Below are 23,040 nucleotides of genomic sequence, written 5' to 3'. Positions count from 1 at the left end.
AATTCACGCAACTCACAACAAGTAATGTGATTTAAATCCATCCACGTTCTGCAAAGGAAACCACCTCCCCATCACCAACCACAAAGTGATCGAGGATACGAATATCGACTAGAGCCAGTGCATCCACGATACGACGCGTGATTCGGCGGTCTGCCTGACTGGGCTCAGCAACACCAGAAGGATGATTATGCGCCAATATTAAAGCCGCTGCATTGTAATCGAGCGCCCGCTTTACTACTTCCCTTGGATAAACAGATGCACTGTCAATTGTACCCTCAAACAATACTTCTCCTTTAATTACTCTATGCTGGTTATCCAAAAACAGGATATAAAAGGCTTCACGAGAACGATCGCGCAATCTACTTACTAGATATAGTTTGGTCTGTTCAGGACTAGTCAGAGCTTCCCCTCGCGCTAGACTTTCATACAAGTAACGCTGCGTCATTTCTAATGCTGCTTGCAATTGAACATACTTAGCTTCACCGAGTCCCTTGTACCGACAGAGTTCTGTTTTGCTTGCTGCAAACAAGCAACGCAATGACCCCAACTCCCTGAGAACCCGATCCGCCAACTGTAAGACATTCATGTCCTTAGTACCTGTACGTAGAAAAATAGCTAACAGCTCAGCATCCGTAAGCGACTGAGCTCCTCGGGTTAACAACTTTTCCCGCGGTAGGGAATCACGAGGCAGTAACATAGATACAACCTTCATATGGGGAACAGTACACCAGCATAACTACAACCATACAGTTAATCACATTAAATGATTTTGCATTCGAGCAAGTGAAAGATTTTCAGTAAATAATAGGTATATAAGTACGGAGACAAAAAAAATGGTGAAACAAAAAACAAACCGTGCCATTTCTAGAGTCTAAATCTGCTGCGTGGTAATCTAGCCACAGTATTTTTAAAGGATGACCATCATGCAAACACTCGCGGGCAAAAAGATCCTACTTGGTATCGGTGGCGGTATCGCTGCTTATAAGTGTGCCGATTTGACTCGTCGACTGATTGAACGGGGCGCAGAAGTGCAGGTTGTCATGACCAAAGCTGCCAAAGAGTTTATCACTCCACTAACCATGCAGGCAGTCTCAGGTCGGCCAGTTTCTGACAGCCTTCTCGATCCCGCAGCTGAAGCTTCAATGGGCCACATTGAGTTGGCCAAATGGGCTGATTTAGTACTCATAACCCCAGCAACCGCAGACCTGATCGCTCGGATTGCATCTGGCATGGGCAATGATCTTCTAACCACGTTAGTTTTAGCAACCGATGCCCCTACCGCTGTCTCTCCAGCGATGAATCAGCAAATGTATCTCAACCTAGCAACTCAAGAAAATATAGCCACATTGCAAAGGCGAGGTCTACATATTTGGGGGCCAGCCTCTGGTGAACAAGCCTGTGGTGATATCGGTCCAGGCCGCATGTTGGAACCAATGCAATTAGTAGAAAAATGCGAACTGTTTTGGGGAAAGCAGCCCCTGAAAGGAAAGTCAGTGTTGATTACCGCAGGTCCAACACGTGAATCCATCGACCCTGTACGCTACATTTCAAACCACAGCTCAGGGAAAATGGGCTTTGCATTAGCACAAGTCGCGGCGCAACTGGGAGCATCGGTAACTTTAGTTGCAGGCCCTGTATCACTCAAAACGCCAACAAACACACATCGAATTGATGTGGCAAGCGCTGAAGAGATGCACAATACCGTTATGCAGCACTCACCCGATTGTGATATTTTTATCAGCTGCGCCGCTGTCGCTGATTATCGACCAGAATCTGTAGCCAAGCAAAAAATCAAAAAAGTAGATGGCAACCAAGATATGACAATTACTATGGTCAGAAACCCAGACATAGTAGCCTCCGTTGCCAAAATGACTCGCAACCGTCCATTCACTGTCGGTTTTGCAGCAGAGACTCAAGATGTAGCACATTACGCACGCACTAAATTGATTAATAAAAAGTTGGATATGATTTGTGCTAACGATGTCTCATTAGAAGGACAAGGCTTTAACAGCAACAATAATGCAGTTACTCTATACTGGAAAGAAGGTGAGCAGTCACTTACCCTTGCATCAAAACAAAAAATTGCACAACAAATACTAATGTGCATTGCTGATAAACTAAGCAATTGAGTCGCTCGGGCCTGTTACCCGTTCGAATAACATTACTCGCGCGATAGCGATATAAAGTCGCGCAAGACAAGATAAACAGACTCTAATCTAACATTCAGAAAAGTCGTCTATTCCGCCCATCCTAGTTTACTAGCTTGGGCGAATGCCTATGTTTATTGGCATTAACAGTGGCAAACAAGGAACTCATTCATGGCCGGAACAAAAAAAAGCAACCGCCGGGAAGAAATACTACAGGCACTGGCACAAATGCTGGAATCTCACGATGGAGCCTCTCGGATCACAACAGCTAAACTAGCAAAGCATGTTGGTGTGTCAGAAGCCGCTTTGTATCGACACTTCCCAAGCAAAGCTCGCATGTTTGAAGGTCTGATCGAGTTTATTGAAGAATCCTTGATGTCACGCATCAATCGTATTCTGGATGAGGAGAAAGACACATTGACGCGTATTCGCCTAGTTTTGCAGCTTATTTTAGCCTTCGCTGAGCGAAATCCTGGTTTAACACGCATTTTATCTGGCCACGCACTGATGTTCGAAAATGAACGTCTGCGTGAACGTATTAATCAATTATTTGAACGAATCGAAACCTCGATTCGACAAATTCTACGTGAACGTCAATTAAGAGAGGGGAAAGCGTTTCCTGTCGATGAACCCACCCTCGCAGCGCAGTTGCTAGGGCAAGTTGAAGGTAGCTTGAATCGCTTTGTCCGCTCAGATTTTAAATACCAGCCAACGGCCAACTTTGAACAATACTGGGCCTTACTGAGTGCACAAATTAAGTAACCACCACTATGAGCAAAAAAAATAGCTTAGAAAAGCCAATGTTTTCCTTTAGCCTACTTCACCCAAAAAACTGGGGGGTATGGCTTGGATTTGGCTTGCTAGCCCTTATCGTTAATTTACTTCCCTACACCCTACTTCTCAAAATAGGTAGAGGAATCGGGTCGTTTGGGATGAAAATCAGCAAATCAAGAGTAAAAATTGCCCAGCGCAACCTCGAACTTGCTTTTCCCGACATGTCAGCCAAAGACGTAGGCAACATAGTCGAGGAAAATTTCAAGAATACAGGTATGGCCCTAATTGAAACTGGCATCACTTGGTTTTGGCCCACTTGGCGCTTTAAGCGTATTTTAATTGCTAAAGATATTAAAGAGCTGCAAAAACACCAACAAGATGGAAAGGGCGTGTTGCTGTGCTGTGTGCATGCTTTAAACCTTGAAATTACCGCTCGTGCATTCGCTGTACTGGGCCTTCCCGGGTTTGGCGCTTACCGACCACACAGTAACCCTGCTTATGAATTTATTCAGTACCGAGGTAGGACTCGCAATGGTAATCAGCTAATTTATCGCCGTGATTTAAAACAAATGGTACGTGTGCTGCGTCAAGGGAATAGACTATTTTACTTGCCTGATCAAGACTATGGGCACAACAAATCGGTATTTGTTCCCTTCTTTGCCGTCGAAGATGCCTGCACAACAACAGGAACAAGAATTCTGGCTTCTACCAGTAAAAGTGCCATTGTACCTGGCTCAGGCTTTCGCAACCAACAAGGAAAGTACGAGATCATTGCTGATAAATCTATTGAGCAAGACTTTCCACAACAAGATGATACTGCATCCGCAGCATACATGAATAAGTTTGTCGAAGAGATAATTATGCGCGCTCCCGAGCAGTGGATGTGGCTACATAAACGTTTCAAATCCTTACCCGATCATTCACTTACCAACTCAAGGTATCAGTAGCATAGGTGCTAATTTCAATGAGCAACACAGATAAAAATAGCATCGATAAATATTTGCATAATCCAACTTTTGAATGGGCATTTTTACACCCAAAACATTGGGGCACCTGGATAGGCATAGCCTTTGCTGCTTTGCTTGCCTTTATTCCCTATCGTTGGCGTGACACATTAGCACGTAAACTATCCGTATTTGTCGTTAAAAAAAATGGCCGAGTGGTTCGCCGCGCACGAGTAAACTTGGCGTATTGTTTCCCAGAAAAATCAGACTCAGAGCGGCAACAAATATTAGAAGAAACCTTTGTCAAAGCAGCACAGTATCTCTTAGGCTATTCAGAATTCTTGGTCCGTTCAACTAAACACAACCAAGATCGAGGTGTCATGATTGGCGAGGAAAATATACTACCGCTACTCGATACTGGTGAAAAAGTGATTATTTTAGCTCCCCATGCTTGGGCGGTAGACTACCCTGCCGTCATGCTGGCAGCCAAGGGCTACAAAGTCACCACCATTATGAAGCCTCAACGAAACCCAATTGGTGATTGGCTAATGCAAGTTCAACGAATGCAATATGGGGGACGTATTTTTGCTAGACATGCTGGAGTAAAACCATTTGTGCGCTCGATTAAAGACGGCTACCTTGGTTATTGGCTACCTGATGAAGACTTTGGCGCTGAAAACTCCGTTTTCGTGCCCTTCTTTGGTACAGAAAAAGCCACACTCAAAGGTTTTGGCAAAATGGCTCGCCTGTCAAAAGCCAAGGTCGTCCCTGTATTACCTGCTTATAACGACAAAACGGGCAAGTATGAAGTGCATATTCTACCTGCATTAGAAAACTTCCCAACAGGGGATGAAGAAGCCGATGCACAAGCAATGAATCAGGCAATAGAGCAACTGGTTAGGCCTCATCCAGAACAATATATGTGGAACCTATCTCTGCTCAAAACTCAGCGAGATGGCCAAGCGATTTATGATAATTAACATTTAATAGGCAAGATTTGAGAGTAAAAGTAAAAGGGTTGACTCAAACAGCAACCCTTATTTTCGCTAGTCAAATATTGAATATATTAAACTAGATACCGTATTCAGCTCGGTACGCTTTAACCGCTTCTAAATGCTCAGTAGCATTGCCTTGCACCTCAAGATAAGTAACTAAGTCGCCTAAACTAACGATAGAAATTACCGCACAGTCAAAATCACGCTCAACTTCCTGAATCGCAGACAACTCTCCCTTGCCTTTTTCTTGACGATCGATTGCCACCAGCACACCCGCTAAATCAGACCCATTGGATTGGATTATCTGCATTGATTCACGAATTGCCGTTCCTGCAGTAATGACATCATCGACCAGCATGACTCGTCCTTCCAAAGGACTACCGACTAAGTTGCCCCCTTCACCGTGATTTTTTGCTTCTTTACGATTAAAACAATAGGGCGTATCTATATTATGGTGATCCGCTAACGCCACTGCCGTTGTAGTCGCAATCGGAATACCCTTGTAAGCAGGACCAAATAACACATCAAATTCAATGGCAGAATCAGCCAGCGCAGCAGCATAAAAACGCCCTAAACGAGCTAAGTCACTACCGGTATTAAAAAGACCAGCATTAAAGAAATAGGGGCTCTTACGGCCAGACTTTAAAGTAAACTCGCCAAACTTCAGTACTTGCTTCTCTAATGCAAACTCAATAAATTCATGCTGGTATGCTTTCATCACTTTCTCTCTTCGTAATAAGACCTAGTTGCCTAGATAATTTATCAACACCCTCAGTGTCACCTTCCAAAAGGTAAAAAAATAGCTTCCTAAATTGGAAGCTATTTTCAAATCACTGCTCTAATGCCGCCTTCTGCGCGGCGACAATATCGCGAATACCTGTTTTTGCCGACTCAAGTAACTTCATCAAATCATCATGACTGAAAGGTTCACCTTCCGCAGTACCTTGAACCTCAATCATTCGACCATCTTCAGTCATGACCACATTCATATCCGTATCAGCAGCTGAATCTTCAACATATTCTAAATCGCATAAAATGTCTTGGCCCAACAGGCCTACCGACACAGCTGCAACATGCCCTTTCATCGGGTTTGCTTTCAGCTTACCATTGTCGACAAGGTGCTGGAATGCATCAGCCATAGCGACACTCGCACCTGATATAGCAGCTGTACGCGTTCCGCCATCAGCCTGAATCACATCACAGTCAACCGTAACCATAACTTCACCCATGGCTTCAAGATCCACTACAGCGCGTAAGCTGCGAGCAATGAGGCGCTGAATTTCCATAGTACGGCCACCCTGTTTACCACTGGCAGCTTCACGGCGCATGCGCGAATGCGTCGAGCGAGGCAACATACCATATTCTGCAGTAACCCAACCTTTGCCTTGCCCTTTTAACCAGCGTGGCACATTTTCTTCAACGGTCGCATTACATAATACTTTCGTATTGCCGAACTCAACTAAAACGGAGCCCTCGGCGTAAGCAGTGTAGTTACGAGTAATTTTTATTGGGCGAACTTGGTCCGCCTTGCGATCGTTTGGACGCATTGGCATCTACCTTAGTTGTCTATCTACAGATAGGGGAAGACGAATCAGATTGGGGCGAGATTCTAGCAGAAACCACTGTGCCGGAAAAGCACCCTATCCTTATAGCATTCCAAATCTCGCGTATTCTGCTACTATTTGCCACGCGTTATTTTCACAGATGATTAATACAGGAAAATTCGATGATTTATAGTATGACCGCCTACGCCCGTAAAGAGGTTAAAGGTGAATGGGGCAATGCTGTGTGGGAAATCCGTAGCGTCAATCAACGCTATTTGGAAACTTACTTCCGCTTGCCTGAACAATTTCGTGGCTTAGAGCCAGTTCTACGTGAGCGCTTTCGCAAGCGCCTAGCTCGTGGCAAAGTTGAATGTGCATTACGCTTTGAGGCTAATCCAGCCGCAAAAGGTGAGCTCAGCATCAACGAAACCTTGGCTACACAAGTCATTAATGCGGCTAATCAGGTTATGACAATGACGGGCGATGACAACAGACTCAACCCATTTCAAATTATGAACTGGCCTGGCGTAATGGAAACCTCAGAGCAAGATATGGACTCCGTCAATAGAGATTTACTGGCTGCATTTGATGATGCCATTAGTGAGTTTATAGATGCTCGTGGCCGTGAAGGCGATAACATGAAAGCACTTATCGAGCAGCGATTGTCAGCCATTACTGAAGAAGTTGTCAAAGTACGCGCGCGTATGCCGGAAATTATCGAATGGCAACGCGAGCGCTTGTTCTCTAAATTCGAAGAGGCAAAAGTCGAACTTGACCCATCTCGAGTGGAACAAGAACTGATCCTTCTTGCGCAAAAATCTGATGTTGCTGAGGAGCTAGACCGTCTCGACTCTCATGTTAAAGAAGCAAATAATATCCTCAAAAAAGGAGGAGCATGTGGCCGTCGCTTAGATTTTATGATGCAAGAGTTTAACCGTGAATCCAACACTCTAGCCTCTAAATCTATCAGCACCGATATCACAGCTTCAGGCGTTGAGCTAAAAGTCTTAATCGAACAGATGCGAGAACAGATCCAGAATATTGAATAGCGCATATATGGTTCATCAAAGCCCTAAGCCTAGATATTTAAAGGCTTAGGGCTTTTTTTACATCTGGCACTTACCACCACCTTCTGCTGAAGGGTATCTGAAGGTAGTTAATAAGACATCTGCCATTTTCAGTGCTGTCGGGACAGTGACTTGCAATGCATTAGTATTATTCGCTGACGGACTGTCTGAAACCAATTGTGCACCAGATGTAAAGATTAGGGTCTTCACTTGCTCTTTATTATCTTTTTCAGCAATCTGATAATGATAGTTTCGGTGCCCAAGACTATTATTAGGCACTTCTCCTTCGAACAGAAGTTTACCTTGGCCAGAACCATTAGCAAATGCTACTGGCAACGACTCTCCTGTATAATCAATCGTTATCGTCACTTGGGGAGCATTCGCAATTAATACTCCCGTAAGAGTGGCCAAATTTCCTCCTTGATTGAAGCAGCCAAGGTTAAAAGAAGGACGATATACAAATTGATAACCCGTTTCATCCTGAGCTTGGTTGTTAAAGGCCTGCCAAATTGGATCACTAAAATACCAGCCAGTCTGCCCCCCAGCACTCAAACTAGCTCTTAATATGGGTAGATAAACATAACCTTGATAAGCCACGTCTACCATGACTTGACCACTTTCTGTCAGCGAATTTAAATCAGTAGAGCGCCCTAACTCATCCACAAATGTTACCTTGCTGGCAATCTTACCAACTGACCCTTTAGAGTTTGGTGTACCTTCTCTCCGACCAGTTTTTAGCGTCAAACGTATCGTACGGTTACCGTCGTTGAGCGCATTAGTTATATCGGCAAGTGATATGCCAATATCATAGCCTGGCTGATATTGGTCGGACTCGCTACCATCAACAGGGTTAAAGGTTCTTATACCTCCTGTTTCTTTGGTAGGAAATTGAACATTATTTTTCAGGGCATTAAGTATACCTGAGTTATACTGCAAGCCATTACCCACCGCACTAATCAAACGATAGGAATGTAAATACAGACTGAACTTTTGCAATACACCTGCCCCAGAGGAAGGAATATCTGGCAGTAATTGGGTGAGGTTTTTAGCATCAGCAAGCTGAGAAAAATTCAGAGGTGGCTTTTCTTGTGCAACCCGCCCGCTCCACTGATAACCCACTACATACTGAACGACATAATCAAGCTTGGTTTCTATCGTCACTTGATAAGGCTCAACCACCTGATTAGCCTGGTTAATTTTCTCAGGAGTAATAGCGTTAAAGGCGTATTCATAAACATCGACAAGATCACTAGCAAGCGTTTCAAGCTCTTTTTGTTGCTCGACCAGCTGCTGCTTAGTTTGTTGACTTAAACTAAAAGCAATCGCAGACATCACTTGCAAGTAAGCATGGCTAAAGCCATTTCCGTCAGAGAGCTGAACCGTACCCTCCACCTTACCAGGCATAACGCGAGCACTTATATAATCATAAGTATACTGATTAAATACAAGGTTTTCGTTAAGATACCAGTAGGGAAAACGGCTGTGAGCAGGGTCTGCAAGTACCGCAGAAAAACCATCAGCTTCACCGGGCAGCACCTGGCTAAATTGATTGAGCAAATACTGATAATACTCTTGAGGTGCCAGCTGTGAGTCTATGTCATGCTTATCAACACACTCATTACTCTGTCGCTCACAAACCGCTTGCTGGGCAGAAGAGTTACTTGCAGAATCGACTTCGGCATTAACAGTTAAGGGAAGAAAAAACAGCAATACATAATAAATTCGCCTACACAATATCATCTAACTCCTTGCTTAGGTGAGCACCCTTTGGCTCCAAAATTGTCGTTAAATACATCAACAGCACCCTTTAATGCTAGGTGTTTTTTCTGAGATTGCCCTAAAATCTGAGTGAGTTATTTACGTTACAGGTGAGTCGCAGGCTAGCCAAACATGTCCACAAAAAACAAAAGGCATGGAATGATAGCTCCATGCCCTAAATTGAAAGGACTTTAAATCAGCAAGGAAGAAGGCTATCGAGCAGCCATCCTCCTGCCCACTTTAGCCCTATTTACCCGCAACACCTGGGTTAGTTACCGATGTGGCAATAATAAAGCCCTGCTTTTGGAACTCAGGTACACTTATCAGCTCTTCCGATGGTGCAAAGGTCAAGGTAAACTCACTGTTCGATGATCCTTGTTCATAACTACTACTAGAAGCGCCTGCACTGAAACTGCCCAAAGAAATTAGACCAAATAAGCTCATATTGCCCGAAGTTTTAGTACTCCATGCTTGTTTAAAGCTATTAAAGTCAGCATTTTTGTACTTAATAGTAATAGTTGGGTAATTACTAATGATTACGTTATTGATAAGGCCGAAATTACCTCCTTGCTTGAGAGAATCAAAATTAAATGGAGGAGGCGTAGAAGAGGCAAACTTAAAGCCACTGACATCTTTACCCTGATTTTCAACTGCCTGACGAATAATGTCACCATTATACCAGCCAGTATTAATATCTTGCTGCCATGCTAATGGGCTCATAGGTACAATAGAGTAACCTTTATATTGCACGGTAATTTCAGCATCACGACTACAGCCTTCGAACGTTGACATATCGTAAGAAGCACTAGTGCCAACAGAGAACTTGAGCCAAGAGCCGACACTAATTCCAGCACTTCCATTCACACTCACATTCATGCTAGAACCCGATGCTTCAGCAGTCGTCAATTTGAATTCAATCACACGCTGCTCATTATTGAGATCATTCTGAATTTCAGCCATAGATTTATTGACTTGGAACTTAGTACGCAATTTAGTTTCTACGCTACCATCTACAGGGTTAAACGTCTGCATACCACCGTTTTGTTCAGATGGACTTTCAGTATTACGGAGTGCCTGAGCAACGACCCATGAACCATTCTGCATTTGAGTTTGCAGAGCATTAACAGATTGAGTCATATTGAGATAGATCGCAACATCATTGATCACTTGATCACTTGATCCTGGACGCTGTGGTAAAAGGTCTTTAAGGTTACGCGCAGTAGACATTTGTTCATAAGTTAGCGGCACTTTGCTTGCTGCAGCAGTACCGCTCCACTGAGTACCTAACACATATGAAATGATAAAATCATACTTAGTGCTCACACCCCATTGACCGACAACTGACTTTGCTTCTGCCATTTGCTCTTCGGTAATATTGCCATAAGTAGTTTGAAAGTCTTGAACAATCGTGGCCTGCTGAGCCTGAGCGTCACCTTGAACTTTATTTAACTTGACGGTGTCAGCATCATTTAACGCGTAAGCAATACCACTGAGAACTTGAACATAGTTCACAGCAAAACTACCAGCATTACCCAACTCTGCAGCCCCTTCGATATTACCAGGCGCAACATTGCCGCTCATTAAGTCATAAGTACCTTGGTTAAAGACATTATTTAGGTTCTGCCAGTTATAAAGAAAGCCACCCTGAGCAGGAAATTGTAATGGATATACTTCATCACTCACCACACCTTGAACGGCCGATTTAGTTTGCTGCTGAAGTACTTGATAATATTCTGTAGAAGCCAATAGTTCGTCTTTATCACCGCCAACTAGCTTTTCATTTTGTTTTAATACGTTTCCCATTATTTGAATCCTTTATGTGCCTGCGCCAACCTAGAATCAAGAGATTCTGCTCCTGTAAAACACTCATTCTGCAGGTATATTCTGTAGACATCATTAGGGTTGAAATTCAACCCACTCGGTACGCAAAATGTTATGACTCATACCACATCTAATACCTGAGCCAGATAAAGCGCATGCCTAGGTATAGCTCAAAATATAGATTTTTTTTTAGTCTAGTTAGAGCCAAATCCGCCACTAGGTTGAGTAATGAACAAAGCCACAATACAAACCTTTGAATCAAATATTGAATAATGTTGCGCAAAGGATTAAATAGAATGAAGAACCGCAAGAACTAAAAGATAATCATCACCAAATAAAACATACATCACAATTTAAATGCTACGAATTACCCTAATTACTTTTCCAACATTGGAAGAAAACTGTAATCGAGTGAAGAATAGATAGCTCACGAAACTCGGTTAAATCTTGTGAAACGAGGTAGAAATTGAGAGCAAAATATATCTAAAACCACACAATTAACATTATCGGTCACAACAAAATTTTGCTTAACATCACTACTGTTAGTCTAAAATAAATAAAAAAGAAAACGACGCTTTACAGGAAATCACCTCAAGTATTATCTTATCCATTGTGTATTACTTGGTTAATGATTTTCATCAGTGAATACCAATCATCATCCACTGTCACTAAACCTTCGCCATTCATTTGCTTAGACGAAGCAAACATTGGTGTCCCTTGCCAATCAGTCAGTAATTCCCGCGAAGTACCAAGGCGAAGGCTGGCACCAAAATCGATAAGTCGAATATCTTCTAAATAAGGGACATAAAGCATATTGGAAGGCTTGATGTCACCATGAACCCAACCATTCTTATGGCAGTGACTGATTACATTAATTATGTCCGGTATTAATGAATTAAAGAGCGCTAGATCTTGCGGGCCAAACTCACTCAATGGTATCGCGTATCGATCAAACTCCAAAGTCAGTTGAAGACGCTCCCAATCAACATATAATACACTTTGAATACCACTACCTTTACATTCATTGAGAGCAGTCCATTCACGCTCAAGCGCTTCTTGAGTATTTAGCTGCTTGATATAGTAACCTGATAAATTATCGATTTTGATTAACTTATGTGGTTTAGCATGTACAACTAATTTTTGGTTACTCTCTCCACTCAACTGCTCCACCATTCCATAGTGCATAATTACCCTTGAAGCTGCCTAGGCAAAGAAAATTGAACAAACAGAGACTTATCCAACGGATGGTTAGAATCACGTAATGTATAGTCCAATGCAATATTGTTGTGGTTTATTCTGTAGTTGAGCTTACCAGTCAGACGACTCGATGTAGCACTACTCCGACTAGAAAAGATGGCACGAAATAGTGCCCACTGCCCAGTGAAAGATTTAGACGCAACTAGATTTTTACCACTATAGAATTCCGTGCTGATGTAGCCATCCACACCAGAGATTGGCCAAGTTACATCACGCCATACTCTTGGTCCATGTTTGTAGCTGAACAGACTTTCCGTTTCTTTTAACTGAAACTCAGTAACATTAGTACTCATTGAACTTGCTTTGAAACCAATTTTCAAAGCAAGTTCCTCCCCTGACACACCGAAGAAGATCTCTCTTAGCTTCCTTACTCGTTCTAGTTGACCACGCATGTTTTTACTGATGGGCAAAGTGATTCCATCGACTTCTAAAAGCTTCAGTCGACCATTATCCCAGTAAACAAATGAGGTTAAGAATTCATCCATGTATAAATCAATACGACCTCGAGGCTTAAAAAATCGCATAAAGTCATCCAAGGCCACTTCTCCCCGTCCATGTTGAGCAAATGGGAAGCGGCCTTCAATGGATGACATATAAGACTGGTACACTCGCTCATCCCACTGAGTATTTAAATAAGGCAAACTGCAACTAACCACTTGTTGCCAAGCTTGAGCACTGAGATCTCTTATCCAAGAAGACACTTTACTGGGTGCTTTCATACCTGCTTTACGAAAAGTAACAATCGGGTCGGTACTGCCCTTCGCATGAGCGACAGCATAAGTGTGGAATAATTTACTCGGGTCAGTACTAGATAGCGCGGTATCAAAAAACAAGTTCAGCGCATCAAACTGAGCAATCAATGCATAGACTGGCTCAACTTTATCCTCTCCATTGCCATTCACAAAACGAGAGAAAGATAAAAATGTCTCATTTACTACGAAGGAAGGTTGTAACCTCAATAGCTTGTCGCCAGCACCTGGGCTTAACTCATTAATTTTTTCCAGACCAAACTGGCTGGTAATACGCTCTTGGCCCATAATTTCTGGTACTTCATTTACTGCCAATGTGGTATTTACTGCCACTGCATCCAACAGTCCCAATAATGGGCTGGTAACTGGTACACTCGCTTCTCTAAGCGCGAGACTTAATTCAGAAACATTATCAAACTGCTTAACCTGAATATTGTTGATTAGCTCTTTCCAGTAATAAACGTAGTCAGCAAAATACAAACGCTGCACTTGCTTGCTAAGTTCTGTAAGCTCCATAATAGAAGCGCCAGAGAAGTCGCCCTGAATCGCTTTAAACTCCCCGATTAAGTAATTCAATAACTCAGACTTTGGAGAAAGATCAATCTGTGTGTAACCTTGCTTGGTAAATATTTCAGGAATAAGATAGCCATGAAAGTCGCTGGAAAACTCAAATAAGCTGTCAAAATTTTCGCCCAGTTGGCTACGGAGATCGACTTGCATGCGATATTCAGGCATGGTTTTGATACGTGTATATATCAAACGTTCAGGAGAAAAGCCTTCAAGATTATTGATTGCGACTGACATAAGATCTTTGTTAGGCTGAAGTTGCTTATCATAATCACCACGAAATGTGTGTTCAATCAAAGACGATAATGCAAATAACTCATCAGATGAAAGCTCTCCCTGCTCCTTTAAGTTGTCCAATAAATAAGCTTGTAACTCTTTAAGGTTTAGCTGCTTTTTATCAAACAACATCTGGTAATAGCGCAAAACTTCAAAAATTCTCCCCGAATTACCCAAATTAATATAAACGTACAATTCACCGACGATAAGCTCTTCCAGCTTAGGTAGCAAGATTTGATGCAACTGTCCCACATACGCAGAATAAACGCTCTCTGCTGTATCAATTTGTTTCATACTGACCATTTGATGCCAAGGTCTTCGTTGTACGCCTTTAAGAGCAACGTTTTCCAACTCTGAAAGCACAGAGATCATTTCCGATATCGAGCAATCATCTCTCAATTGGTTGATACCGCTTTTATAGAGATGGATTTGTGTCAGTGCTTTCAAGCGCCATTCTTCATCTAGATTCCAGTTATATTTGAGCTTTAATCCAGCAATGAAAACTAGCGCCACAATCATTCCCAAGGCAGCTGAACGCAACATAAGGTATGCTGAATGACACCATTCGTTGACACCTACTATGCTCTTCTCAGGAAGAATAATCTTATTAAACAGATTTTTAGTAAAAAAGCCTCGACGGCTTGGCTTTTGGTCACACTGACTTATCAAGTTGAACTCAGCACGCTCAGCAACCACCTGTGTCAGTAAATCGTATTTAGTCCCCTTTTGGACCGCAGACATCAAGTAAACGCCACGAATCCATACTGCTTCACGCGTTCGGCTCTCTCGACCTATATCCGATAAGAGTTCATTTACTCTCTGCAGAAAAATTCTCAATTGATATGGCCAAGCGACAATTGAACTAGACTTTTCACGACTCACGTTTCGCAGCAATTCGAACTGCTGCCCAGCAACAGATGTGATCAATGTATGACTTTCTGCTGTGAATTGATTTTTATCATAACGCTGCAAGTAATCACAATCGAACGTGATACCAAATGGTTTTTCGGAATCATATGCTGAAAAACCTTCAAAGAAACCAATAAAATCGGCAATGGTATCTGCCTTTGAAATCACAGTATAAACTGGCAGATTAAGATCAAGTACTCCTCCCATCGACAACACAGCTTTCTGATAAATTGTGGAAAGTTTGGTGCGCTCTTTTTTATCACTGGTAATTAGTCGATCACAACCGACCACAGCAATAATGCCATTCAAGCCTTGTCTTGGGCGATATTTGAAAAGCTGCTTTGCCAGCACTTTCCAAAGGACTTCATCAACGCCCTCACTAGTAAATATCCTCTGACCAACTTCTATCACGATCGCATTATCGTTGCTCCAAAAGCATAAATACGATTCAGTCTCACTTTTACTTATAACCTCGAAACCATTTTGCAGCAAGATTTCACTTTTTGAGTCATTCTCACCACCAATAACTAAGTACCAAGGTAGGCTGTACAAACTTTCCAGCTTACTGCGACCCTGACCTCGTATTTTCTTGGTCGCAACTTGGAACAACTGCTGGATCACACAAGTATCTTGCTTTAGTAAGATTTGAAGATCATGCTCTTCCGATTTTACTTGGCTAATCCTTCTCTGCTTCCACCACCAATAAACAATGAACATAATGATAGAGGTCATCAGGCCCATCAATGTCCACTTAAGCCAAGCTGATTTTTCCTCAGGTAAATACAACCAGAGCACAATTATTCCTATAACAGAAATAATGACTGAGACAATTGCTAAAACCTTTTTTAACATTTTATTTCTGCGCTCTTCTTATCATAGTGTCTAGTCCAAATCTAATATTCAGTTCATTTTTCAGTTTTCGAATTTCACTCAAATCATCACCTGCATTGACGTATAGCTCTACACCACGGCCAGATGCACGAGTATATGATTTATATCCAGCTTGGCTAACTTCATTCGATAAGCGAACAGCATTATCAGGATTTAAGAAAGTCGCCAAAATAATTTCCCATTGTTGAGCAACTACTTCTTCTTTCATTCCAATATTCTCTTCTAGTTTTATAACTTCTCGACCTAAATCATCATCCGTACTAAGGTAAACTAATTCACTATTAGCTTTCTTTAAGTTCACACCCAAGGTGTCAATGATATCCAATTGAGACAACAAAGACTGGCTACTGATGTGGTACCAGTATTCTGCGAAACCATAACTTGTTGCGAAAATCAAAAAAGTCATACCCAATATTTTTCGTACTCGATACATTAGCCAAGGTTGCTTACCTTCAATTAACTTGGGGGATTTAGGAGCCTGTAGTGGGATCTCTGTGCGATAGGGACGAATCAGCCCATATGTGTGTGAGATAATATCGTGCAATTGACCTTCGTCTTCATAGCAAAAACGTCCTTTGAATCCGAGCGCTAATAATACATATTGAAGCTCGATGAAATCCGAGAGTTTCTTGGGCTGCTGGCTCGCTTTCTCAAGCAATATAAAAAAGGCCTCACCTCCGTTACGTTGAGAAAATACTTTGCTCAAAAGTGAGTGATTTTCCCAACGAACACGCTCTCCCCATGAGGTGTATAACACAGCCTCATCAAGTGCAGCGCACAATACAAAACAACTATTTTCAATCACACTGGGATGGTAATCCAAGTGCAAACCACGCAGACGAAATGATTCAATCGCATCCAATAATTTTTGTCTAAAGCGATTAATATCACGTGATGAACCTTGACGCTTAATGGTAACCAAAATACCAAGCAGCTCGGTCGCCGCGTTCATTAGCGGACTACTATAAGCAGTCAGGTTTTCTATCAACTGCTCCATGCCCGATGTATCTGCTTTGGGACTCTGGCTTACACCTTGTTTATTTGAGTTTACCGTTGTTTGGCGCTGAATTTGAACCGTAGGTTCCTCACTAAATAACCCTGTCATTGCTAACCTACCTAATCACATGAAAGTCGACGTGAATATCATCAATTCTTTCATCGATGTGGAGAGCAATCGCTTCATCTCTTTTAACTAAGGCCTGCCACAGATCGGATTTGGTATCGATTTCGAAATACGCAGCATCTTTCACTGACTTCAGCTCTGATGGTGAATAAGGTAAGTGGCGCAGTGGGACACCAGATAATGCATTACGTACCAACCCTGCAATATCACTATTACCAGCCAGCTTCGCTGCATGTGGAAACTCTTCACTAATGCGTGTCGCGCCAATCGAAGAAGACACAACCATCACAAAGCGGCCTTGGTTATACAAGCTACGATCATCAACTAAAGTTCGTAATAAGCGACGGGTCGCAAACAGCTGTCGATCCCACTTCAAGGTGGAAACATTGTCAATTTGGACTTCGCGCAATAAGACCAATAACTCAGAAAAAACTGGAGAGAAAATACTATAAAGATCACCTTGGTTCCACGCAGGGAAAGACTTCGGCATTTTGCCCTCTAACCCTTGCATCTGGCCGGTCATAGATACACATTCGAGATACAAATGACGCGTCAACAAAGTTCCATCAAGTTTCCATTGCTCCAACTTAGGTATCCAAGCACCCAGTACTTGCAACCATAAATAATCACGCATAAGAGACTGATAACTTTTACTACTGGTTTCTGCCTGAAGACGAGCGTGAATTGCACTCGAACGATATTGAACTTGCGCATAGACCTCTGCTACTGAATCACTCAAGTAACTGGAAACACCAAAATGCAAACTTTGTGGAATGAAAGCTTGGTTAAGAACCAAAACACCCTCAGATTTGTGCTCACTTATTTCAGCTACAGCGATCAAAATGAAGTCTTTTAATTCATCTCCTTCCAGCTTGAGCTGGATGTTAAGTTGCGCTAACTCAAGTTGAACCGGAGCACTACGTTCTTGACTAATATCATAAACTGGGTGCTCTACTACACCATATCTCAGACGGCTATCATCACCTACATCAATAGTGCCAGATCTTGACAAGGGCAAAGCGAGGTAAACTTTCTTATGACTGATACTTTTAGGTACATCAATTACAAGTGCTTGGTCAATTTCAAAAGGAGTACCGTCAGGAAAAATACCTTTCGCGCGACGAACCGACACCTTACCAACATTCAGTACAGAAAAATCTAACTCAAGATGAGTCAAACCATAAGAATTAGGACTTATCTGTCCAGAAAACTCGCGAGTAAAATGCTCGATGTAGCGCTCTTGCTGTTGAAAGTGTTGCGGTGAGAGGAACATTCCTTCGCTCCAAACCACTTTGTTAGCATCCATTATTTACCTTCCTCTCCCGATATAGACAGGTTAATTCCATCAACTTCAATATTAATTGTCACTGAATTGAAGATAATAGGCTCATAGATCACTTTGTTTTTGGCAGCTCGGTAATCTGCAAAACCTGCAATAACACCAATAAACTTAACTCCTGTACCCAGAGGAATTACTTCTTGGCGAACTTCTCCAGGCATTAAGCTTAGTAACTGACGAACAACCGCTAATTCTGCAGTTAGCACACTCTGTTCATCGTTATAAATTTGCATAAAGTTAGATTGTTCAAATGCATTACTGTTGGTTAGTTGATAAATACGCAGTTCAACTGGAGAAGGCTGCCCCTTAAAATTAGGGTTGATGTTATCCGCAGCGGTAATATTAATGACCAGCTTTGGTTCCCCTAGGTGGTTACTCCAAAAACTACAACCAGAAAGAAGCAGCACTAAACTCAATAAAAAGGCTCGACATAACATCATCTCCCTTCCTCTAAGTTGCGCTGTAGGCGTATCGCATCATGGAAATAGGTTTTAAATTTAACCTGCCAGTCACGGGTTTCAATTTGTCTGGTGAAATAACGTTTGTACATACACCAATATTTCCTCTTTCGAGGCCAGAAGCGGCTACCAGATAAATCATTAAACATAGACTCAATTGCATCTGGAGATAGTTCAGAAAGTAAACGCGTCAATGCTATTTCCAACGCTTTATCCGAGCATTCCTGCAGGAACTGTTCATGCTTTTGAATCTCGACCATTGCCAACTGAGCAGATTTAGGGGTCTCACTAATCTCCTGTTGCACAAAAGAGGAAAACATCGCTTCATTTCGCAAATTAAGCGATGCTTGAAGTTCATTACATCTCAATGGGTCTTCATCACTTGTTGGGAAATCGAGTTCAAAGTGCTCCTGTTTCATTTTCTTCATGGTGCCCGTACTCAAAAATGGGTCATCATCCACTATATCCCGAGTTGCCATGGTAGAATCAGGTTCAGTTTGCACCTCCGGTATTGTCTCAACACTAGGCTCAGGCTGTCTGCTGAACGGATCCTCTCCAAAAGAGGAGCTATTAATGCACTCCTCTCCACTTCGAACTTTCGCATGATCAGGCAAAAAACAAGAAACCAGAAGGCGATACCCTCCAATATCCAACACATCACCATCACTAAGTGTTGTTTGATTGCCTTTTCCCAATGGCATGTCAAAACCATTGATAAATAAGCCATTGGTGCTGTTATCTGCAATTTGATATCCGCGTGAAGTCTTGCGAATAATGGCATGTATACCTGAGACCTCCCTGCTAGCGTCGCTCAATTGCAATATCGCACCATAAGCACGGCCGATATTTCCACCCTCTTCAGGAAAAGCATGATTCCATTGAGTAACACTTTCATTAGAGGGGTTACTAATAATTCTAATAGATATAGGCATGTGTCTGACCTTCAAAAAGCTCAATAATTTGTAATTAACGGCACTGAGCTACCGCGTCATTAAATTTGTTTAGAAAATGGGGATACTTCTTGGTGAACGCTCTCGAGAAATACACACCTAAAGGTTTAGACTTCAACCTTCTTATAGATATCTCTCGATGGCTGAGCCCCATATCATTAATAGCTTCATTGATCACCTTCTCATTACCCAGAATTGCGCCAACTTCTTCATTTAGCATTAATTTAATAAGAGCGTTAGCTGTCCTTGGTTTCTTAATAACGCGGTAGCCTTTTTTGTGAAGCCAGAGCCATTTGTTCGAACCAAACATTGCCGCCACTTCGATCTGCGATTTGAAAAAAGTATCTTCCATTTCAGCCACACCTGAGTTCGATAAGAAAAACCAACTCCAATCTTGTTCATCTAGCGGTGTAGAATATTCCGCATACCTATCCCGTTTACTATTATGAGATGCAAGGAAAAATCCGTCTTGCGAACCTGCCTCTACCTCAAGTTGAGCTCGGTCCCACTTTGTCATAGTAAGCTGGTAAGGCTGATCCATTACCCCCATCACGCATTTCATTTTTTCGATATTCGACCCTTTAATTTCTCCATTTTCTTGGTATTGAAAAGGGAACCACTCTTGGGTCGCAAGCAATACCCTTTCTGGAGATTTAAACGCCAACGTAAACTTGCTGTATCCAACAGCCATAAGGGTAATTAAAAAAATTCGCATCATGACTCACTCTTCTCCTGCTGGTGCTAGAAAAACATACAACATTGCTGTCCCACACGTAGATATCGTTATTATGTGTATACTGGCGTATGGCTCAGCCATGTAACAATCTAGTTTTTCTTTTTTATTAGATACTTACTCAATTAGAATGATGAATTTACCATTTACCACTTCAACTCTTACTGCTTCTAGTGATTTACTTTCACTCATGCGAACAATGCATTGGTTCGCCAGCTCTGGCATTAACTGACGATTGATTAATTGCTCAACTGCACGGGCTCCAGTTTCTGGTGAATCATGCATGTTAACCAGTAACTCAATCACATCTATGTGGTAGTCGAAGTGCGCACCATAGTGAGATTTGATACGTTGGCGAATTCTGTTTAGTGATAACTCGGCAATCTTGCGCATCTCTTCGTCATTAAGTGGAAAATAGGGCACTATAGTTGTCCTACCAAGAAATGCAGACTTAAAGAACTTCTGTAATTCAGGAAAAATCACCTGCGTGAGTGCATTTACATCTGGTCGACCATTTCTACACTCATTCACGACAGCGCCATCTGCGGCATTCGAGGTCATAATAATGATGGTGTTACGAAAATCGACAGTTCGACCTTCACTGTCTGAAATCGCGCCTTTATCAAAAATCTGATAGAAAATGTCATGCACACCTGAATGCGCTTTTTCCATTTCGTCCAAAAGTAATACTGAGTATGGATTCTTACGAACGGCTTCAGTTAAAACACCACCTTTCCCGTAACCCACATAACCTGCCGGCGAACCAAGCAGCATTGACACTTTGTGTTCTTCTTTAAATTCAGTCATGTTAATCGTAGTGATATTTCTCTCTCCGCCGTAAAGCAGATCCGTCAGTGCCAATGCCGTTTCGGTTTTACCCACACCACTAGGACCACACATGAGGAATACGCCAACAGGTTTTCGCGGATCTGTTAGGCCTGCACGGGACAAACGAATTGCCTGAGAAAGCTCAGCAATAGGTGCCACCTGCCCAATCACTCTTTCACTAATATGAGTTTCAAGATTCATTAATCTTTCCACTTCCTGGCTCAGCATATTACCAACTGGAATACCCGTCCAAAGTGCTACTACATCAGCAATGGTTTGCTCCGTAACCCAAGGAAGCACTAAAGGTTGTTCTCCCTGCATATCGCGCAGAGCAGTCATTTTTTCAGCAAGTAATGCTTTAACATTCACTGACGTCACAAAACCACTTTCTTGTAGCTCTTTATCTAGCTGGATTTGTAGTTCTATAATTTCATCTACCAGCCTACGTTCTTCGTTCCAGCACGTTTCAATTAACTGCTGCTCTTTTTCAAGAGATATCAAACCTTGTTTGGCATTTTCTAAGCGTTTGTCTTCTATCGACCACAACGCCGATTCATGCTCTAGTATTTCTATTTCGTTGTTGGCGTAGAGCACTTGCTCCGCAATGACTCCCATCTGATGAGGTAACGCACTTTGACTCAGGCTAATTCGGGAACATGCGGTATCTAACAAACTGATTGCTTTATCAGGCAGCTTGCGCTCTGGCAGGTAGCGGATAGACAAGGACACCGCGGCATCAATGGCTGCTTGCGTCACTTTAACATTGTGGTGTTTTTCTAGGCCGCGTTTAACACCGTAAAGCATGTGAGTCGCGTCTTTTTCATTTGGTTCATCAACAGAAACTATTTGGAATCGACGAGCCAGTGCTGCGTCCGATTCAAAGTATTGTTTATATTCAGCCCAAGTTGTTGCAGCCAGAGAACGAAACTCACCACGTGCCAATGCTGGCTTTAAAATATTTGCCGCATCATTTTGGCCTACCGCACCACCCGCACCGATCAACGTATGAGCTTCGTCAATGAATATAATAATTGGTGTCGCAGATTGCTTGATTTCATTAATCACATCTTTCAAGCGGCTTTCAAACTCACCTTTTATACTCGCTCCCGCCTGTAGCAGAGTAAGATCTAAACTGTAGAGCTCGACATTCACCAATGAAGGGGGCACCTTCCCGTTGACGATTTCTTGAGCCAAACCTTCCACTATGGCCGTTTTACCCACACCTGGTTCACCGACTAAAATCGGGCTATTTTGACGGCGACGACAAAGAATATCGATTGACTTACGGATCTCAATACCACGCCCTGTGATAGGATCAAGTTTTCCACTGCGTGCGGCTTCCGTTAGATTTTGCGAGTACTTATCCAAAGTCGGTGTGGTCGAGTCACCATGGGTTGTAATTGTGTCCTCAGCAAGTGGTCTCGTTTCGCTGGAAGTATTCAACACCATAGACTGACTACGCAACCACTCAGAAGACAATGCTGAGATCCATCGGCTAAATACTCCAATGCGAATGTTTTGAATTTCACGCTGCTTTAACACCATTAGGATATGGAATTCGTTCACCAACAATTGCTGGTGCGAGCTATTTAGTGACGCCAGCATCCAGGAATCTTTCAATAGTTCAACCAACTCAGGCGATAAAGATGGAGACGCATCGTTTCCACGAGCTAAGCTCGCAAGATGTTGATGACAATGCTCAATCATCGATTCTTTTGATAAAGAAGCCTGCGTAAGAGCAACACTCCAATGTTTAGACTGCTGCAATAACTGGAAAAACCAATGCTCAGACTCAATAGAGAAATGTCCCCGTCTTACACATTCTGCGGCAGCAGATTCTAGAGCATTTTTTAGGGCAGGACTTAGCCTTTTAACTAGGCTTGGCAGTTCAATATTTATCATTCATTTTC

The 23,040-nt window shown here is 42.4% G+C and carries 18 protein-coding genes; 5 read left to right on the top strand and 13 right to left on the bottom strand.

All coding sequences use genetic code 11. The annotated features are described in order from the left end of the window. Positions 1-31 precede the first annotated feature (31 nt). Positions 32-697, bottom strand: coding sequence for a RadC family protein (gene radC, locus OCV27_RS00745; protein ID WP_420919472.1), 666 nt, complete (start codon positions 695-697; stop codon positions 32-34). A 226-nt stretch (positions 698-923) separates the two neighbouring features. On the opposite strand from radC, the gene coaBC reads away from it, so the two are divergent. The 4 genes from coaBC to lpxM all read left to right on the top strand — a co-directional run bounded on the left by coaBC (position 924) and on the right by lpxM (position 4,845). After that, a complete protein-coding gene (gene coaBC, locus OCV27_RS00740) occupies positions 924-2,129 on the top strand; it encodes a bifunctional phosphopantothenoylcysteine decarboxylase/phosphopantothenate--cysteine ligase CoaBC (RefSeq protein ID WP_125320276.1) in 1,206 nt (401 codons plus the stop codon). Positions 2,130-2,318: 189 nt separating this feature from the next. Then, positions 2,319-2,909: a nucleoid occlusion factor SlmA gene (gene slmA, locus OCV27_RS00735; protein ID WP_125320277.1), complete on the top strand. Its 591-nt coding sequence runs from the start codon at positions 2,319-2,321 to the stop codon at positions 2,907-2,909. A gap of 8 nt (positions 2,910-2,917) precedes the next feature. Beyond that, positions 2,918-3,868 carry an LpxL/LpxP family Kdo(2)-lipid IV(A) lauroyl/palmitoleoyl acyltransferase gene (lpxL, locus tag OCV27_RS00730; protein ID WP_125320278.1) on the top strand — a complete coding sequence of 317 codons (951 nt, stop codon included), beginning with the start codon at positions 2,918-2,920 and terminating at the stop codon, positions 3,866-3,868. 17 nt (positions 3,869-3,885) lie between these two features. After that, positions 3,886-4,845, top strand: coding sequence for a lauroyl-Kdo(2)-lipid IV(A) myristoyltransferase (gene lpxM, locus OCV27_RS00725; protein WP_125320279.1), 960 nt, complete (start codon positions 3,886-3,888; stop codon positions 4,843-4,845). A gap of 91 nt (positions 4,846-4,936) precedes the next feature. Here the strand turns inward: lpxM and pyrE are convergent, their stop codons facing one another. After that, on the bottom strand, positions 4,937-5,578 hold the full coding sequence (gene pyrE / locus OCV27_RS00720) for an orotate phosphoribosyltransferase (protein ID WP_125320298.1): 642 nt from the start codon (positions 5,576-5,578) through the stop codon (positions 4,937-4,939). A 112-nt stretch (positions 5,579-5,690) separates the two neighbouring features. Then, complete coding sequence (gene rph, locus OCV27_RS00715) at positions 5,691-6,407, bottom strand: ribonuclease PH (RefSeq protein ID WP_125320280.1); 717 nt, start codon at positions 6,405-6,407, stop codon at positions 5,691-5,693. Positions 6,408-6,586: 179 nt separating this feature from the next. On the opposite strand from rph, the gene OCV27_RS00710 reads away from it, so the two are divergent. Beyond that, a complete protein-coding gene (locus tag OCV27_RS00710) occupies positions 6,587-7,453 on the top strand; it encodes a YicC/YloC family endoribonuclease (RefSeq protein WP_125320281.1) in 867 nt (288 codons plus the stop codon). Positions 7,454-7,510: 57 nt separating this feature from the next. On the opposite strand, the gene OCV27_RS00705 is transcribed toward OCV27_RS00710, so the two are convergent. The 10 genes from OCV27_RS00705 to tssH all read right to left on the bottom strand — a co-directional run bounded on the left by OCV27_RS00705 (position 7,511) and on the right by tssH (position 23,032). Further along, positions 7,511-9,211, bottom strand: a complete 1,701-nt coding sequence (locus tag OCV27_RS00705; protein WP_125320282.1) for a hypothetical protein — start codon at positions 9,209-9,211, stop codon at positions 7,511-7,513. A gap of 264 nt (positions 9,212-9,475) precedes the next feature. Then, a complete protein-coding gene (locus OCV27_RS00700) occupies positions 9,476-11,032 on the bottom strand; it encodes a hypothetical protein (protein ID WP_125320283.1) in 1,557 nt (518 codons plus the stop codon). Positions 11,033-11,653: 621 nt separating this feature from the next. Continuing rightward, the gene (locus OCV27_RS00695; RefSeq protein WP_245986680.1) at positions 11,654-12,235 is read right to left on the bottom strand and encodes a serine/threonine-protein kinase; all 582 of its coding nucleotides are present in this window, start codon (positions 12,233-12,235) and stop codon (positions 11,654-11,656) included. A gap of 2 nt (positions 12,236-12,237) precedes the next feature. After that, complete coding sequence (tssM, locus tag OCV27_RS00690; protein WP_125320284.1) at positions 12,238-15,660, bottom strand: type VI secretion system membrane subunit TssM; 3,423 nt, start codon at positions 15,658-15,660, stop codon at positions 12,238-12,240. Between the two features lies 1 nt (position 15,661). Then, the gene (gene icmH / locus OCV27_RS00685) at positions 15,662-16,804 is read right to left on the bottom strand and encodes a type IVB secretion system protein IcmH/DotU (RefSeq protein ID WP_125320285.1); all 1,143 of its coding nucleotides are present in this window, start codon (positions 16,802-16,804) and stop codon (positions 15,662-15,664) included. A gap of 7 nt (positions 16,805-16,811) precedes the next feature. Beyond that, positions 16,812-18,128, bottom strand: coding sequence for a type VI secretion system baseplate subunit TssK (tssK, locus tag OCV27_RS00680; protein ID WP_125320286.1), 1,317 nt, complete (start codon positions 18,126-18,128; stop codon positions 16,812-16,814). Next, positions 18,128-18,598, bottom strand: coding sequence for a type VI secretion system lipoprotein TssJ (gene tssJ, locus OCV27_RS00675; RefSeq protein WP_125320300.1), 471 nt, complete (start codon positions 18,596-18,598; stop codon positions 18,128-18,130). The genes tssK and tssJ overlap by 1 nt, the downstream gene beginning before the upstream one ends. Further along, on the bottom strand, positions 18,598-19,551 hold the full coding sequence (locus OCV27_RS00670; RefSeq protein WP_125320287.1) for a type VI secretion system-associated FHA domain protein: 954 nt from the start codon (positions 19,549-19,551) through the stop codon (positions 18,598-18,600). Before OCV27_RS00670 ends, tssJ begins: the two co-directional genes overlap by 1 nt. A gap of 34 nt (positions 19,552-19,585) precedes the next feature. After that, complete coding sequence (locus tag OCV27_RS00665) at positions 19,586-20,284, bottom strand: substrate-binding periplasmic protein (RefSeq protein WP_420919477.1); 699 nt, start codon at positions 20,282-20,284, stop codon at positions 19,586-19,588. Between the two features lie 135 nt (positions 20,285-20,419). Further along, on the bottom strand, positions 20,420-23,032 hold the full coding sequence (gene tssH, locus OCV27_RS00660) for a type VI secretion system ATPase TssH (RefSeq protein WP_125320289.1): 2,613 nt from the start codon (positions 23,030-23,032) through the stop codon (positions 20,420-20,422). Positions 23,033-23,040 lie beyond the last annotated feature (8 nt).

Source organism: Vibrio pectenicida, assembly GCA_024347015.1.
Taxonomy (GTDB): domain Bacteria; phylum Pseudomonadota; class Gammaproteobacteria; order Enterobacterales; family Vibrionaceae; genus Vibrio; species Vibrio pectenicida.
The sequence above is the reverse complement of the archived record's forward strand: the minus strand, read 5'-3'. Positions and strand labels throughout refer to the sequence as shown.

Bases quoted from the DNA above. Each gene is read 5' to 3' on its own strand.
- OCV27_RS00670 (WP_125320287.1), bottom strand. From the start codon at position 19,551: ATGCCTATATCTATTAGAATTATTAGTAACCCCTCTAATGAAAGTGTT.
- OCV27_RS00710 (WP_125320281.1), top strand. From the start codon at position 6,587: ATGATTTATAGTATGACCGCCTACGCCCGTAAAGAGGTTAAAGGTGAA.
- radC (WP_420919472.1), bottom strand. From the start codon at position 697: ATGTTACTGCCTCGTGATTCCCTACCGCGGGAAAAGTTGTTAACCCGA.
- OCV27_RS00700 (WP_125320283.1), bottom strand. From the start codon at position 11,032: ATGGGAAACGTATTAAAACAAAATGAAAAGCTAGTTGGCGGTGATAAA.
- tssM (WP_125320284.1), bottom strand. From the start codon at position 15,660: ATGTTAAAAAAGGTTTTAGCAATTGTCTCAGTCATTATTTCTGTTATA.
- lpxM (WP_125320279.1), top strand. From the start codon at position 3,886: ATGAGCAACACAGATAAAAATAGCATCGATAAATATTTGCATAATCCA.
- tssK (WP_125320286.1), bottom strand. From the start codon at position 18,128: ATGGATGCTAACAAAGTGGTTTGGAGCGAAGGAATGTTCCTCTCACCG.
- icmH (WP_125320285.1), bottom strand. From the start codon at position 16,804: ATGACAGGGTTATTTAGTGAGGAACCTACGGTTCAAATTCAGCGCCAA.
- tssH (WP_125320289.1), bottom strand. From the start codon at position 23,032: ATGATAAATATTGAACTGCCAAGCCTAGTTAAAAGGCTAAGTCCTGCC.
- tssJ (WP_125320300.1), bottom strand. From the start codon at position 18,598: ATGTTATGTCGAGCCTTTTTATTGAGTTTAGTGCTGCTTCTTTCTGGT.
- OCV27_RS00695 (WP_245986680.1), bottom strand. From the start codon at position 12,235: ATGCACTATGGAATGGTGGAGCAGTTGAGTGGAGAGAGTAACCAAAAA.
- coaBC (WP_125320276.1), top strand. From the start codon at position 924: ATGCAAACACTCGCGGGCAAAAAGATCCTACTTGGTATCGGTGGCGGT.
- OCV27_RS00705 (WP_125320282.1), bottom strand. From the start codon at position 9,211: ATGATATTGTGTAGGCGAATTTATTATGTATTGCTGTTTTTTCTTCCC.
- rph (WP_125320280.1), bottom strand. From the start codon at position 6,407: ATGCGTCCAAACGATCGCAAGGCGGACCAAGTTCGCCCAATAAAAATT.
- slmA (WP_125320277.1), top strand. From the start codon at position 2,319: ATGGCCGGAACAAAAAAAAGCAACCGCCGGGAAGAAATACTACAGGCA.
- OCV27_RS00665 (WP_420919477.1), bottom strand. From the start codon at position 20,284: ATGCGAATTTTTTTAATTACCCTTATGGCTGTTGGATACAGCAAGTTT.
- pyrE (WP_125320298.1), bottom strand. From the start codon at position 5,578: ATGAAAGCATACCAGCATGAATTTATTGAGTTTGCATTAGAGAAGCAA.
- lpxL (WP_125320278.1), top strand. From the start codon at position 2,918: ATGAGCAAAAAAAATAGCTTAGAAAAGCCAATGTTTTCCTTTAGCCTA.